A 14798-nucleotide genomic window follows, 5' to 3' on the forward strand; every position below is an offset into this window, starting at 1 on the left:
ATTACCGCACCTTTAACGTCGCCAGTCCGATTAGGACCAGCACTAACGAAATGATCCAGAAGCGTACGATGACTCGCGGCTCGGGCCAGCCCATGAGTTCATAATGGTGATGAATGGGCGCCATACGGAAAATACGCTGACCTCGAAATTTGAATGACCCTACCTGTACAATTACCGACAGGGTTTCTAAAACGAACACCCCTCCCATAATGAGGAGTAAAAATTCTTGGCGTAGTAGCACTGCAATAGTGCCGAGTGCGCCTCCCAGCGCCAGGGAGCCGACGTCGCCCATAAATACCTGCGCAGGGTAGGTGTTAAACCATAAAAACCCCAGCCCCGCACCGACGATCGCCGTACACACCACCACCAACTCCCCCGCAAAGCGCACGTAAGGAATATGCAGGTAGCCCGAAAAATTCACGTTACCGGTCGCCCATGCTACGAGCGCCAAACCAGCGGCCGCGAACACCGTTGGCATAATCGCTAGACCGTCTAGGCCGTCAGTCAGGTTGACCGCGTTGCTGGTCCCTACAATAACGAAGTAGGCCAAAAGCACATACCAAAGCCCCAGCTTCGGCATAATATCTTTAAAAAAGGGAACGACTAGCTGCGTCGTCGCCACGCTTTCCCCCATGGCGAAAAGGATGCACGCCACCGCTAGCGCTATCAAAGACTGCCAGAAATACTTCCAGCGAGCGATGAGCCCCTTGGGGTCTTTACGCACCACTTTACGATAGTCGTCGATAAAGCCCACCATCCCGTAACCCAGTAGCACTAATAGCACGCACCACACGTAGGGATTGAACGGATAGGCCCACATCAGAACGGCAATAGTGATCGAAGTAAGAATCATCAAACCACCCATAGTGGGCGTTCCGCGCTTGCTGAAATGTGATGCCGGGCCTTCATTGCGAACCACTTGCGCGATTTGAAATTTTTGTAGCCAGGAGATAAGTCGGGGCCCCATCCATAGCGATAGGAATAATGCGGTCAACAAGCTCACGATGGCACGAAATGTTAGGTAAGAAAAAACGTTAAATCCCGAATGAAATTTCACTAAATGTTCGGCTAACCAAACTAACATGCTTCCTTCTCCCGTAAGGTACATACCACTTGCTCCATTCTGGCACTGCGTGAACCTTTTACTAAAACACTAATCTGTGGGTGGTCTGTAAACAACTGTACCAAACGGGATGTTAGTGTTTCTTTGTTCTGAAAATGCTCACCGCAGCTGCTGGTCTCACCGATTAGATGGCTTAGATTCCCTACGCTTAATACCTTATCAATACCGGCTAAGGCGATAGCTTCACCAACCTGCCGATGGCATTCGACGGCTACATCACCTAACTCCGCGATATCCCCCACCACCATCACCCGGTATCCGGGCATGTTTGCCAGTACCTGTGAGGCGGCAATCATAGACCCGACGTTGGCGTTATAGCTATCATCCAGTAGCAGCTTCCCAGCATCTAGTTCAATAGGGAATAGCCGTCCTGGCACGCTCTTGCACTGTGCCAGGCCAGCGGCAAGTGCCGGCAGTCTGGCACCTACTGACAACGCTAGCGCGCTAGCAGCCAAGGCATTAGCGACATTATGCTTTCCCGGCAGGGGAAGCCGTACTGCACACTCCCCCTGAGGGCTGTGTAGGATAAAACACACACACCGCTGATCGCTGATAATATCGCTGGCAAAAAAATCTACGTTGTTATTAAAGTCGACAGCGAAGCGCCAGACAGCTTTCTGGCCCAGCACCTTTTTCCAGTGCGGCCAATCGTGGCTGTCAGCATTAAGAATACCGCGGCCGTTAGGCGGTAGCCCGGTAAAGATTTCACCTTTAGCCTGCGCGACGCCCGACATCGAACCTAACCCAGCTAGATGTCCAGCGAAAAGATTATTCACCAGCGCCGTTTCCGGCCGTACCAGATCACTCATCCAGGCAATCTCTCCGAGATGATTAGCGCCCAACTCGATAACTGCGAAATCGTGCTCCGGAGTTAGACGCAACAGCGTCAGCGGTACACCGATATGGTTATTAAAATTCCCGGCGGTTGCTAACACGTGCCCGCACTGCCGCAGGATTGCAGCGGTCATTTCCTTGACCGAGGTTTTTCCAGAGGATCCAGTTAACGCTACGATGCGTGTCGAAACCTGCTGACGCATCCAGGCACCTAATTGCCCCAGCGCCCGAACAGTATCAGGAACAATCAGCTGCGGTACTTTCATTGGTAGCCAGCGATTCACCAGCAGGGCTGCTGCGCCGGAAGCAACCGCCTGTTCCGCAAAGTGATGCCCGTCGAACCTATCACCTTTCAGAGCGATAAAAAAACTACTTGTAGCTAGGCTCGGTACCCGAGAGTCAGTTACAATATCCAGGATAGTGCGATCCTCACCTACTCGTTCGGCGTTAAGGAAGGGCGCGATAGCGCTGAGAGTAAAGGGAATCATTCCATCATTCCAAGCAGCTGCGCTACTGTCGTTCGGTCAGAATAGGCCTGATGATGCTGGCCAATAATTTGGCAATTCTCATGGCCCTTACCGGCTACCAGAACTAAATCCGTAGGCGAGGCCTGCAAAATGGCGCTGGACACCGCCTCGGCTCGGGCCGTAATCGTATGCGCTCGGCTTGAATCCAAAAAGCCGCTCTTAATGTCGTTAATAATATCCTGAGAAGCTTCCCCACGTTGATTATCATCGGTAATAATCACACGGTCCGCATACTGCTCAGCAATAGCGCCCATTAGCGACCTCTTGCCTTTATCACGTTCACCTCCGCAGCCGAACACACACCAGATATTACCTTTAACATGCAGCCTGGCAGCCGTCAGTGCCTGTTCCAGGGCAGCCGGGGTATGAGCGTAATCTACCAGCACCATGGGACGACCTTTAGCGTGAAAAGCTTCCATTCGACCAATAATTGATTGCAGACGGCAGGCGCTCTTCAGTAGCTTTTGTATTGAATAACCAAGCACGAGCAGTGTGGTCAGTGCCAGCAATAGGTTGGTAACGTTGCATGCTCCGATTAATTGACTATGAATTATCCCTTTCCCCCAACTTGAAAAAAAAGGTATATCCGCCCCCCGAGCATGATAGCGAACCGCCCCTGCGCGCAGCCAGTCTCCCCGCCATTTGTCTGGAAGCGAACCACAGACCGCTACTGCAATCGCCTTCGGCAATTTCTTTAACCAGCGACGACCGGTAGCGTCATCGGCGTTGATAATGCGATGATGGACATCTAGTTCGCTAAAAAGCCTCCATTTCGCCCCCTCATACCGCGCCATATCACCATGATACTCTAAATGCTCGCGGCTCAGATTAGTAAATACCGCGGCGGCGAAATGTAGATCACTGACCCGGTGCTGCACCAAACCGTGGGACGAGACTTCTATTGCCGCTAAGCTTGCGCCCTGAATCCGACACTGCGACAGCACCTTCTGGACTTCGATCGGTGAGCCGGTAGTACTTGCTGACGGATGGATGTGGCCCATCACGCCGTTACCTACAGTGCCCATCACCGCACTCATATCACCTAATAACTGAACCCATTGTGCTAAAAGATGCGTAGTAGTAGTTTTCCCATTGGTACCGGTAACACCAATGACTTGCATTGCGCGTGATGGCTGCTGATAAAAACGACCCGCCAGCTCGGACAGCTGTTCTCGCAGGCGGTAAAGATAGATAATAGGCACACCATGGATCTCACGGATTGCGCCTTCTTCCGCTGTGCACTCAGCTTGTGCGAGGACTGCGGCTACGCCTTTCACGATCGCTTGGCGTATATAGCGCCGCCCGTCTGTGTGATAGCCAACGACTGCCAAAAACAGATCGCCAGTAGCCGCGGTTCGGCTGTCTAGGGTCATGTTCCTAAGAACGCGCTCCGGCGCTGCGGGCACCCAGGGGGAGATCAGATCACGCAAATTACAATAGGTCACCGGATGCCTCTTGTTGATTATGAACAATTATTACAGATTTCGTATGAGACTTGTTCGACCGCGTATCCAGTGATATGTATATACTATGTCTCATTACCCCCATAATAGTGCTAAATGTTGTTGCGAAGACCGTCACTCTGCAGCCTGTGCTACCTTGAGGAATATTGATCACCAACACGAGAGCAAGGCACAGATTACTGAAAAGGCCGATCCTGACTGTATAAATAATATATTTATTAATACCATGACCGGCTGGCCTGATTGTTTTAGCGATACCGCTATTTTTGGCAATGCAATACTTATTGCTTTCGGCGTGAGACGCATGACTACCCGGCGGTACCACGGGACGCGCCGGCACTTCGGTAAGCACCCACTCTCCCGCCACCGGAAGATCGATCCATGTACTTAAAAGCACGGGTAGAGCATTCATGTTGCGGATTGTTGTATGGGCCCGTCCTAATTCTGATTGCATAATTATCAGCCCATGATCGTAAGAGAGGAGGACTTTCTCTATATCGGGGTACCGTTTTTTATGGCAATATAAGTTAATACAGTCCCTGATCAGATCCAACAACATTGCCTTGACCAATCCAAAGGACGCATAGATTTTTATCAGGGGCAAGCTTGGCATTGCTAATCTTAGTTTAGAAAAACTGATGTTATTCGATTGCTGCAAAATACTGCTCATCTTCAATACAGCAGATCCCACCAAATCCTTAATTTGATGACTGATAATTATGTAAGGCGGTGTCTTGAACACACTGTTTTTCCGCACTATGAAAAACCTCATTGCCTCCATCACTGCGATCACCTTGATTAACAAGTTTACTAGCTCATAAATGTCAGTAATAGCGCGATTTTGAATTGCCTCCATAGTGCCTCCCTTTAAAATATAAGGGTTGTAGGACAGATTATTAACTATATATAATTCTGCATCGGTATTGACATTTATCGATATGACTGTTTCTACTTCTGCTGCATTACACGCCGCGGCGTTGTACGGCTCACAATACACGAACGATTGCGACCGTTTATCAATACTCAGCGCCAGAGTGTGCAAATCGTCCTGGCTATCTACAAATGCAAGAGCCTTTGTGACACGGCTGAGCCTGTTTTTTCGCATCGGGAGAGCGCCTGAATAAATTTTCGCCCTCCGGGCGAAGCTTTTTTGCGCGCCGTAAATGCTCTGACGATCGATATTGCTTACGCTAAGCAGATGTGCGGTGACCTTAACGTGAGAGTAATAGATCCATAACTCTTGGCATAGATCAATGCCGATAAGATAAAGCTGATTCATGTAGTCACCAATAGCAGGATTAACCCGGTGCGAGAAATAGACAGCATACTTTTGAAAATTGATGTTAATGCACCAAGATGCCTTCTCTAGAGGCATGGAAGTCGCATAAAATAGCACCCCTTGTAGAGGCTATTAGCGATCATACTCGCATCCTCTGCTGCGTTCTTTCACAGTAGAAAAGATTGCCCGAACCATCACACTTTCCGTCATTAAACAGCAGACAAGATTGCTTGTCATATTACGACGAGTCGTGGTGACTCTCTGTACCTGCCAAAGGAGCATATCGTTTGTAAGTGCCGATTTCTCAAGGTTGGGAGCCTGATGATAAAGCGGGGCAGTGTGAGTGTTACCGGTGCAGCCGGATGCAGTCGCAAAGCGAGGAAAAGCGATAGCTGATAAGGCTGCTCCTATCCTCCCTAGGTTGTAGTTTCATCTTACGTGCTACGGCGTTCATGTATCGTGAGCGGATCTCTGGGTAGAGTAATGCTGAACCACAATATTCTCTTTAGTCTCTTTTGCAGGAATCACACCCTGAATCTAATGGCGTCTTGGTAGCGATACGCTTTATTCAGGTCTGACGTGCTTAGAACGTTTTCTGCTAGGATATCAAGGTCGCTTCCAGCGATATCAAGCGCCCTTCTGTATCCACGCGCCTCTATTTACGTTCAGGAGTCAGATGACTATGCTAGTAAGTAGTCGTCGCCGCCAGTGACAGTATATACTAGGATTAAAAGCACCAAAGGTAGCTGATTTTTTTGAAAAAAATCGCTACCGATAATCCTCCTGATTAAGTCTGCTCGTATGTGATTGATGCTTGCGGCAGCTTCTCCGCCAAGCGCAAAACGGCACTTCGCGCGCGCGGATTATCATAAATCTGTCGTTCTGATGGCTGCATTTTTCCGGCCTCTTTCAGTTGGCGCTGTTCCTGATGCAGCATAGCGATCTGCGCCTCCGTAAGAGGTAGCCCTACCGGCACCTGCGGTCTCCGACTGTGTCGTCGGATAAAATACTTGACTAGCCGATCCTCTAGTGAATGAAAGCTGATTACAGATAATCGGCCGCAGGGAGCCAGGACCGTTAGTGCGCTATCTAGTGCCCGCTTGATCTCTTCGAGCTCGTTATTGATATACATGCGGATTGCCTGGAAACTACGTGTTGCCGAGTGCTTATGCTTATCGGGAAATGGACTAGCATCAGAAATTACGGCTGCCAATTCACGAGTATGGGTGATTTTTTTTTGGAGATTTCGCGTCTCAATAGCTTGAGCAATACGCTTAGCAAAGCGCTCCTCCCCAAAGGTTCTTAATACCCCAGCAATATCCTCTTTTGACGCTTTCGCTAGCCACTGAGCGGCGGACTGACCACGCGTGGTATCCATACGCATATCCAACGGTCCATCACGCATAAATGAAAAACCGCGCTCAGGATCCTCGAGCTGGGGTGAGGAGACGCCCAGATCTAGCAAGATGCCATTAACCTGTCCCAAAAGATTTCTTTCTTTCATGTAATCCGCGATGGCCGAAAACGGCCCATGGATGATGGTAAAACGCGTATCATTAATGCTTCGTGCTGCTGCAATGGCAGCTATATCGCGATCAACCGCAAACAGCTTCCCCTCCGAATTTAGCTTTGATAAAATAAGACGAGAATGGCCTCCGCGTCCGAATGTTGCGTCTAAATAGACTCCATCTGGATGGATGTTTAACCCCTGCACTGCTTCGTTTAGCAATACAGGGATATGTGAATAACTTTTTGACATGGTTATATCAATCAATATTGCAGGCGGTTAGAAATCAACAGTGCGGTATCGCCATCATCCTTCACTTGCAGCGTAGTGATAACAAGTGCTCCCTGCCAAAACGGAAACTGATTCAATTCCTAACCCACATCACCTCTTTTGAGAACAGAACATGCTGCCGAAGAGTTCTCAGCGCTCTACGCTTCTATCGTCAGTCACTATACGCTGATACGTATGCCTGCCGAAACAACGCGGTGCTGGAAACCCTGCGAATTTACACTTAAGACTCATGACGGCATGTATTCAGTCCTTGTCCAGGTCTCCTGGCGAGTAGCCATAAATATAGCTGATAGAGATGCATGGTACATACAGTTAAAGCTATCGACTTTTTATTGCATCCTGATCTGATAACGGGCAGGGAAAATGCATCGGCTCTTTCTGTTAAGGTGAACCATGGTTACGCCACGAAACAGGTGTCTTACGACTCCAAAAAAATTCATCACGATTCTTGCGTATCCATTTTAAAGAAACACAGTTTACGAATGGTATAAAAACATTGTCAAGGGACCACATTACTACAAAGAAGATTATTTGCATCGTTTATTGCTATTCAGCAGCAGCCCACATGCTACATCGAAAAATAGGCTAAAATCATATCAGGCTATGTATCATTATTCGCTTGTAATTAAAATTACAAAATATCTTTTCTTTATAGAAATTTTGACAAAAAAATTTTGTTGAAGAAATGCACTTAAGGTAATTATTGGTACAGATCACTATACTGATAGTAATGCATCTTCTTTCTTCCGAAAGAACGCTTAAAATAGCAACTGCTGTTTACTGAGCAACAAACCATCAAGTAGAGTAGTGCCTAACCGAAGTCATGAATCAATTAGTGATTACTTCATCAACAGAGATCATTGTCTGGGAAGCTGCAGCTGATTACTCTTTTGCCCAGATAAGGGCATCGCTACGATACTGCTCATGCAACGGATATTAGAGCTTTTTCTAAACACTCATGAGGCTTTAGATAACTGCATTTGTAAGCTTACGGGTGATTACTAAGATACTTGGACTTCTTTGTATTCAAAAATCAACTAGCAGGCGGCTTTTATCAGCATAAAAGTTTACTGTCAGTGACAGCGTACTTGTAGTGATTGATAAGATCAGCCTGACAGTTTGTAGTGAAAAAAACATCACATGTCCGAGGTAGTGTAGTGGCGGGACACTCCGAGTGTCATGCAAGCGCTACCCCGTTAGGCCGTTGGTAATGCAACACATACAGTCCTGTATATCTTGTTTAGCGTATAGGCGTTTCACTGATCTGCAGTCTCTACTAAACATAAGATAAGAGACCGATCAAACAATCCGGAACTAGCGGTCTAGCAGCAATGCTGATACACCTTCCCTTTATTGTTCTGTATCGAAAAAGAAAAACATGCCTCTCTGACTGAAAAGTGCGCAATATTGTCCATTCCCATGCCATGCGCCTAACCACTCAGCTACTGCTGAGAATCTTAGAAGCAGCATAATATCTGCAAACAGGCAGCTTATGACGTCCTCCCTCCTGTCCAGGAGGGGCATATTTTTGTTTCAAAAAAAATTCTGGGTAATCATATAAATCCGAATCAGAATTATCAGTACTAATATAGTTGCAGTTCTTCACATGCTTGTGCTATTAAGAGGACGACACGTCATTCGCATTGCGTATCAATCGTGCTGATAACTACCAAATGGTTAGAGATTCTATTCTGTTTAAGAAGATCTTGAACGCGCAGGCATGTTTTTTCTTCTTGAAAATAGATACGGATTGTAATGTGTAGAAATGTATTATCTGAAAACTGCTGTGGTATACGTTTTAAATACATCAGCACCAGACCTCAGGCTAATTCTCAATGCCTGTTTAGTATCCCTACATCTAAAACAATTTCTTGGCATATCAACGAAAATTTGATCCATATCTACTTGTATACCTCGATAATCAAGATACAGCTATAACGTTTTCTAGAAAAGAGTGCAGATTTATCATACAGTAAGATTTAGCGTATCATTGATATAATCATATTTTCTACAAACTGCACTAGAAGTACATTAATCGCAGCGTTACTACTTCTTATGAAATACCACCGTATAATTTTGTATTATAGAAACAAGCGGTGCATTTCACCCATAAAATATGTCTATGTATTTTAAAATTGTCGCATGCCTATTCCCTAGCGCGCTATGAGCATCAATAAGAAAAGAATATAACGCGGATATTTTAATAATGTGCGATTACAATCTTCGAGAATTATCAATAAACCTGAGTTACAAACGCTCTGTGAGCTAAGAATGCGTGCTGATAGCTGTAGGATGGTTTCAGCCCTCCCTGGTTGGCTATAAGCATGCGCGAAAAAAATGCCTTGATAAAATTAAAGGGGTTTTATGTGAGGGTAATGCAATGCAAGACCTCGCTGGTCTTTCTCAAGATACTATTAATTATCATGTTAACAAAAGCCAAATAATATTGCATTAGAAATGAGACTATGGAAAAGATTATGAGAGTAATGAGGAAGCAACATTACAGTCCAAATGCTATATATAGTTATAGTCCTTCGCACCGGCTCCATCGGCTTAGCTGATACCCTATCTAGCAAGTATACGTCATGCAAGTCATCGCCATTATCATTTCTACCGCTCTGTCAAAAGCATATCCCCTCATGCTATTATTGCTGCCTGCATGACGTCTTCCCAATCATGGCTATTACTCTTATCCTAAGTCTTAATCGCTTTATCAGGGTCGTCGATAAGAATGAGAAAGGCGCAGACATGCTTCCCCTGCGCTTTGCCAATGCTCGGGGTGCATATGTTGTCTCTTTTCGGGCTATCGCCACTATCGGTTAGGGTTCTTCGCCAACTTGCTTTCACTTCTGCAAATGTGATGGTGGGGATGCAGAAGCTAATCTTTATCAGTCTCGACGACTGGCATCTGCCCACACCTCAATTGACGTATATTTTCTCTACTCTTTACCGGCACGGTAGGTGAAGTCTAGATGCGTCAATCAAAGGAATGGGCGGCACTGAGGTTATTTTGGAAGCTGAGCTTAGATAACCGACAACGTCTCAGTTCATATTTTTAAGTGATACTCATCAATCAGTGCACTGAGCTCATAGTATCGGATGTTTATTCAACAAAGATTATCGAAACAAGAGGTCAACACGCCGTGGCGAGCAACCTATGAGGTTATTTTGATCATTGACAGATCCGGCCTGAAAGTGTTTTGTTAGGATAGAAGAGATTCGTTCTGTGAGTTTTGATAAAATAGAGTCAAAAACTAGCAAAGCAGTCAGAGCTGAATGCGCTGCAAATAAAGATTTTGACCATCATCCTCTATTCGGCAAGACAATCAAGGCGTCGATCACGCCTCAGTGAATTGTTAATATTACCACCGCATATACTCTGCACATAAGTACTCGGTTGACAATCAGCGTATAAGCCGTAGTAAGGAGACATGGAATGAGAAAAGAAAATAAAGCGTAACCGGTGATCATCGGCTAAAAGCGCTATATTCTGGTTTTAGGTAACTTTTAGTAATCAGCTATGTCTTCTCGACTCTGATGGATAAGGCCATCGAGCCACTACTACTGTTCGCAGCCCGTCACTAGATTGCACCATGAACAACACCAAATGGTCTATACATCACACAAAATAAGTCCTTCCTACTAGCGCACACGTCAGGAGTGCTGACTAATTCAAGAGCACTGTTGGTGTCTTATGAGAATTAAAAACATGAATTATGACTAGTGCTTTAGTTAAAAATCGTGAGGGAAAATCATTCCTGATTCATTTTTACAATGTGCTAACATAATAAAAGCTCTGCAAATTACTTCAGTTAACGGTTGATGGTTAACCGCACTGTTCTTTTTAAACTATCTACATAGTTTTTACCTCACTAGAGGAAACCGATGGCTACGGCATACAGTCCTCACACAAAAGGTTTTTTAATGGAAGATATTCTTTCCGAGGCCAAAAGTTTATTTCTTTTTCGGCCACTTGACGTTCACTTTTCCCGCATGCTGGCCACACACGCTGAGCCCGCGCTGATGTTGGCTAGCGCCTGCCTTAGCGCTTATGCCGGCGCCGGCCATGTATGTCTCCCATTGACTTTATTGATGCCGGGGAAGTTATTTGAAAATCGTATGCCAACGCTAGCGCAGCAAGCGTGGCTGTGCGCTGGCGGGCTTTCTCTGCATGAATGGCAACGACACTTGCTGGCATCCAATGCTGTCAGCGACGGCTCATGTCCAACACCTCTGGTTCTAGACAGGCAACGCTTGTATTTACACCGCACGTGGGAAGATGAGTGCACAGTAGCAAAGTTCTTCAATCAGATGAGGACGGAGCTAGTGATCAATGACGAAACTACTATTGCCTCACTACTAGCGCGCTATTTTCCCGGTAAGAAAGCAGTAATCGATTGGCAAAAAATCGCTGCGGCGGTTGCGATAACGCGCCCAGTATCAGTGATATCAGGAGGACCGGGCACCGGAAAAACATTTATAGTGGCAAAGCTGCTAACAGCATTGCTGCAGTTGAGTTCCGGCGGCCGTCAGCGCATGATGATGGCGGCTCCTACCGGTAAGGCCGCTGCGCGGCTCAGCACATCTCTTGGCCTGGCCCTACAGCGTCTCAGGCTCACTGAAGAGCAGAGACAGTGTCTGCCGCGCGAAGCGATAACGCTGCACCGTTTGCTGGGGGCTCGGCGCAACAGCCAGCGGCTACAGTATCATCGTGGAAACCCGCTTCATCTAGATGCTCTCATTATTGATGAGGCATCAATGGTTGATTTACCTATGATGGCTAATCTGATTTCAGCACTGCTGCCGAAAACCCGGGTTATATTCCTAGGAGATCGTTACCAGCTATCGTCGGTAGAGGCGGGGGCTGTGTTAGGTGATCTCTGCCATTTCTCCGATGCCGGTTACAGCCTTTCGCGTTGCGCGGAACTCGAACGATTAACAGGAGCGCCTCTACCCGCATGCTCGAACAGCGGCGGTTATGGAGTTGCCGATAGTTTATGTTTGCTACGTAAAAGCTATCGCTTCAATGAAAGATCCGGTATTGGCCAGCTAGCAAATGCCGTCAATACTGGCAATGCCAGCGCAGCACTAGCGTTGCTGCACGCCGGAACGGTGAAGGATGTCGTCTACTCACAGCTGCGGGGGGAGGCGGAATATCAGCGCATGATCGATGATTGTGTTGACGGCTATAGGGAGTATTGGAAGCGGGTGTGGAACCATGATTCGCCGGCCGAAATTCTAGATGCTTTTAACCACTTCCGCCTGCTCTGTGCGTTGCGGGAAGGGCCTTTTGGGGTGTCGGGTCTAAACGAACGTATTGAGCATGCTTTGGTCCGTTCAGGACTGCTTGTCCTCGGTAGTACTGGTCGCTACTATGCAGGTCGGCCGGTGATGATCCTGCACAATGCACCGACACTCGGGCTGTATAACGGCGATATCGGCATACTACTCTGGGATCAAAAAAAAATACTACGCGGGTATTTCTCTCTTCCGGACGGCGACGTCAAAACAGCACACCTCAGGCAGCTCCCGGAGCACGAGACGGCATTTGCGATGACGGTGCACAAATCCCAAGGGTCGGAGTTCCATTGTACAGCGCTAGCGTTACCCAGTCAGAGCTTTCCAGTGTTAACGCGGGAATTACTATATACCGCAGTCACGCGTGCCCGAGAACGGTTATCACTGTACGCGACTGACGAGGTATTGCAGTATGCTATTGCAACAAAAACTCAGCGGTGTAGTGGCCTGATTGAACGGCTAGCAGATGGTGAGACTGCTTTCCCGTCATCATCTAAAATCTGCTGATACGCGCAACAAAGATTACCACTCTGGCTTCTGCTTTTCGCTGTAGGATTGAAAGAAAACAGTATGATAATAATTTTTATTACCTTCCCTGGCTATACTTACGGAGATGGAATGCAATAAAATAGTCATTTAATATTAGTAGATATACATCTTGTTTCCCTTATTAAATAATAAAGCATCATGATATTCTGCTATAATGGTTTATAAAACAATACTTATAATCTCGAACGTTCCGTGTTCCCATAAGATCTAATTACAATATGTTACTTTACATAGCCCGATAGGCTTCAATCGTTTGATTTAAAAAATCCTGTTAGCATGATTCTCAGATGAGCACAAAAGAAAACTAATGTTCTATAAGTTAAAAAATAAAAGGTATTCGCCAGACGGGGATAATGAGCATCACTAAAGCGGTCGGGCGGTAGTCTCTTGGCGCCACTAAGAATACCTGAAAACGAACAAGAATTACTCTCAGCGCAAAGTCACTCCCTAAGGGTATGTGCTGATTCAAAACGCTTCTTGATAGTTTTGTAATTCCCGAACACTATAATCTGCAGATTACTGTTACGATAATCATCGTGTTGAATTAAATTACACGTTGTCAGCATGACTTAATAGTATCCAAATTGCCTAAAACCAGCCTGTCGGGGCAATGCTTCCCTCTGATAGACTGCTTTTTTCAATAAATTTTGCTACCCTTTTTTAGGGTATTTATCTTACAGACTCAACATCTTCGGCATGGACTTAATTTTAGCATCATAGGCTAGATCAATATCTCCTATCCATAGACTGTATGTAATAATATGAGATATTATGCAGCACCCTCACTGACTCAGATCCGCTTTGAAACCTTCACTTATACAGTTAAGCCTGATGAGAAAGCGGCACATCCTAGATGACAGACATTGTCTCTTCAACCTTCCATAGAAGAAAAGCATGATTTTTGTGATTCAAAAAAAATACGACGCGTGTATTAAAAAAAAGAACATTCTCAACCACGATCATCTCATTGAGGTCATCACCTAAAAATGCAATACACCACAACCAGGGCATAAAACTATACGGTCAGCAAGCCCTATACTGAAAGTTGAGACTATCACGGACGCAATCCGGCGCCATAAAGCACTTGAACGCCAGGCTCACTATATTGCTAGACCTTAGTTTACATACATATGCTTTGTGTATCAGTTTTGTCATAGGGCGAATAATATTAGATTTACAAGACAGCGTTTAATATTTGAAAAGCTTTGATTCTAAAAAAAGAGTATCCGAAGTAAGGTAACGTGCAGAGGGAGGCGCAAATTTAGATTCGCAAGCAGATCGTTTTACGTCAAACATTAAATATAAGCATGAATTTTCCCGGGAATATAAAAAGCGCATCTCTGATTCTTATAGAGCTTTTTTAATTCTCACACAAATCGTGCCAGGCAGAAGACAGATATTGACACATTGACCAGCAAGTCAGCACTGCAGAGACATATAGCGCAGCAATGCCTATCGCTGACACTATGTCATCCGGGTGCCACAGCAATGCTACTAATGCTAGCATTTGCGCGGTAGTTTTTAGTTTACCAATCCAGACAACCGCGACGCTGCTGCGTTTACCTATTTCCGCCATCCACTCACGCAATGCGGAGATGAGGATTTCACGTGCAATCATTATTGCTGCAGGCAATGTTATGCACCATGAATGAAAATGTTCTGCTACGAGCACCAAGGCTGTAGCAACCATCACTTTATCCGCAACGGGATCGAGAAAAGCACCAAGGCGGGTCGTTTGTTTCCACCTTCGCGCCAGGAAGCCATCTAACCAATCTGTTACCGCTACGAAAATAAAAATTAGCGAGCAACTAAGCGGTCCCCATTTTAAGGGGAGATAAAAAGCTAGGAAAAAAAATGGCATCGTGAAGACGCGAAAGAGAGTAATCCAAGTCGGTATATTCAGTTGCATAAAACGTTGTGAACTATC

The 14798-nt window shown here is 46.1% G+C and carries 8 protein-coding genes; 2 read left to right on the top strand and 6 right to left on the bottom strand.

The genetic code is table 11. From position 1 onward, the window contains the following. Nucleotide 1: 1 nt before the first annotated feature. The 5 genes from mraY to rsmH all read right to left on the bottom strand — a co-directional run bounded on the left by mraY (nt 2) and on the right by rsmH (nt 6985). Nucleotides 2-1084 (bottom strand): phospho-N-acetylmuramoyl-pentapeptide-transferase, encoded by a 1083-nt coding sequence (mraY, locus tag A359_RS01485; RefSeq protein WP_014888051.1) that lies wholly within the window; start codon nt 1082-1084, stop codon nt 2-4. Further along, complete coding sequence (murF, locus tag A359_RS01490; protein ID WP_014888052.1) at nt 1078-2445, bottom strand: UDP-N-acetylmuramoyl-tripeptide--D-alanyl-D-alanine ligase; 1368 nt, start codon at nt 2443-2445, stop codon at nt 1078-1080. The genes mraY and murF overlap by 7 nt, the downstream gene beginning before the upstream one ends. Beyond that, nucleotides 2442-3929 (bottom strand): UDP-N-acetylmuramoyl-L-alanyl-D-glutamate--2,6-diaminopimelate ligase, encoded by a 1488-nt coding sequence (gene murE, locus A359_RS01495; RefSeq protein ID WP_014888053.1) that lies wholly within the window; start codon nt 3927-3929, stop codon nt 2442-2444. The genes murF and murE overlap by 4 nt, the downstream gene beginning before the upstream one ends. Beyond that, complete coding sequence (locus A359_RS01500) at nt 3916-5322, bottom strand: penicillin-binding transpeptidase domain-containing protein (protein WP_014888054.1); 1407 nt, start codon at nt 5320-5322, stop codon at nt 3916-3918. Before A359_RS01500 ends, murE begins: the two co-directional genes overlap by 14 nt. A gap of 691 nt (nt 5323-6013) precedes the next feature. Next, the gene (gene rsmH / locus A359_RS01505) at nt 6014-6985 is read right to left on the bottom strand and encodes a 16S rRNA (cytosine(1402)-N(4))-methyltransferase RsmH (RefSeq protein WP_014888055.1); all 972 of its coding nucleotides are present in this window, start codon (nt 6983-6985) and stop codon (nt 6014-6016) included. A 2715-nt stretch (nt 6986-9700) separates the two neighbouring features. Between rsmH and A359_RS04415 the strand changes: the two genes are divergently transcribed. Beyond that, nucleotides 9701-9847 (top strand): hypothetical protein, encoded by a 147-nt coding sequence (locus A359_RS04415; RefSeq protein WP_160142722.1) that lies wholly within the window; start codon nt 9701-9703, stop codon nt 9845-9847. A 1062-nt stretch (nt 9848-10909) separates the two neighbouring features. Continuing rightward, nucleotides 10910-12829: an exodeoxyribonuclease V subunit alpha gene (recD, locus tag A359_RS01510; protein ID WP_014888058.1), complete on the top strand. Its 1920-nt coding sequence runs from the start codon at nt 10910-10912 to the stop codon at nt 12827-12829. Nucleotides 12830-14231: 1402 nt separating this feature from the next. Here recD and pgsA read toward each other — a convergent pair. Further along, nucleotides 14232-14780, bottom strand: coding sequence for a CDP-diacylglycerol--glycerol-3-phosphate 3-phosphatidyltransferase (pgsA, locus tag A359_RS01515; protein WP_014888060.1), 549 nt, complete (start codon nt 14778-14780; stop codon nt 14232-14234). Nucleotides 14781-14798: the final 18 nt, after the last annotated feature.

The organism is secondary endosymbiont of Ctenarytaina eucalypti (assembly GCF_000287335.1).
Taxonomy (GTDB): domain Bacteria; phylum Pseudomonadota; class Gammaproteobacteria; order Enterobacterales; family Enterobacteriaceae.